This window comes from Candidatus Hydrogenedentota bacterium (genome assembly GCA_035416745.1).
Taxonomy (GTDB): Bacteria; Hydrogenedentota; Hydrogenedentia; order Hydrogenedentales; family SLHB01; genus UBA2224.
The window spans coordinates 1,904-3,269 of the sequence record DAOLNV010000096.1; the positions used below are offsets into that span (position 1 = coordinate 1,904).

Genomic DNA, 1,366 nt, shown 5'->3' on the forward strand with positions numbered 1-1,366 from the left:
ATGCCCACAAGGTCAAACCGTCCGAGGGTACGGTTGTCGCCCGCCATCTCGCGCTCGCCCTGGAGGACGTGGATCGTCACGGCCGTCTGGCTATCCGACGCCGTTGAGAAGATCTGCCGCTTTGTAACGGGCACGGTCGTATTGCGTTCAATGAGCTTTGTGCACACGCCGCCCAGCGTCTCTATCCCCAGCGAAAGCGGCGTTACGTCAAGGAGCAGAACGTCCTTTACGTCACCCGACAACACGCCGCCCTGTATCGCCGCGCCGATCGCGACCACTTCGTCCGGATTGACGCCCCGGTGGGGCTCCTTGGCGAAAATGCTCTTCACGATCTCGCCGACGGCGGGCATCCGCGTCATCCCGCCCACAAGGATTACTTCATTAATCTCCTTCGCCGAAAGGCCCGCATCTTCGAGCGCGCGGAAGCACGGGCCTTTGGAGCGCTGGAGCAGGTCATCGCACAATTGCTCGAGCCTGGCCCGGGTCAACGTATAGTTGAGGTGCTTGGGGCCCGACGCATCCGCCGTGATAAACGGCAGGTTGATGTCGGTCTGCATGGTCGTCGAGAGCTCGCATTTGCCTTTTTCTGCGGCTTCCTTGAGGCGCTGCAACGCCATGGGATCTTTGCGGAGGTCGATGCCTTGATCTTTCAGGAATTCCTCGGCGAGCCAGTCAATGACCCGCTGGTCGAAATCATCGCCGCCGAGATGGGTGTCTCCACTGGTGCTCAGCACCTCGAAACTGTCGTCGCCAATCGCCAGAATCGAGATGTCAAACGTTCCGCCGCCCAAGTCGTATACCGCCACTTTCTCGTCCTTCTTGCGGTCAAGACCGTAGGCGAGCGCGGCCGCCGTGGGTTCGTTGATGATACGCAGCACCTCGAGACCGGCGATGCGCCCCGCGTCCTTCGTTGCCTGCCGCTGCGAGTCATTGAAATACGCGGGCACGGTCACCACGGCTTGAGTTACCGGCTCTCCGAGATAACTCTCGGCGGTTTCTCTCATCTTCTGCAGAATCATCGCTGAGATTTCAGGAGGCCGGTAAGTCTTGCCCATAACCTCGACCTGGCAGTCCCCCGACGAAGTCTCCCCGACTTTGTATGGCACTATCTTCTCTTCCGAAGCGACTTCGTTGTGACGGCGTCCCATGAACCGCTTGATCGAAAAGATCGTGTTCACCGGATTCGTAATCGCCTGGCGCTTGGCCACGGCGCCTACAAGGCGCTCGCCGTCTCTTGTAAACGCCACCACCGACGGCGTCGTCCGGTTTCCTTCCGCGTTGGCAATGACCGTTGGCTCGCCGCCCTCCATCACTGCGACGCAAGAATTTGTCGTTCCCAGATCGATGCCGATTACCTTACCCATCT

At 59.8% G+C, this 1,366-nt stretch carries 1 protein-coding gene; it reads right to left on the minus strand.

Annotated elements, in window-relative coordinates; translation table 11 throughout:
• Positions 1-1,364: molecular chaperone DnaK (gene dnaK / locus PLJ71_19775; protein HQM50932.1), on the minus strand; the 1,364-nt coding region annotated here is incomplete at its 3' end.
• Positions 1,365-1,366 lie beyond the last annotated feature (2 nt).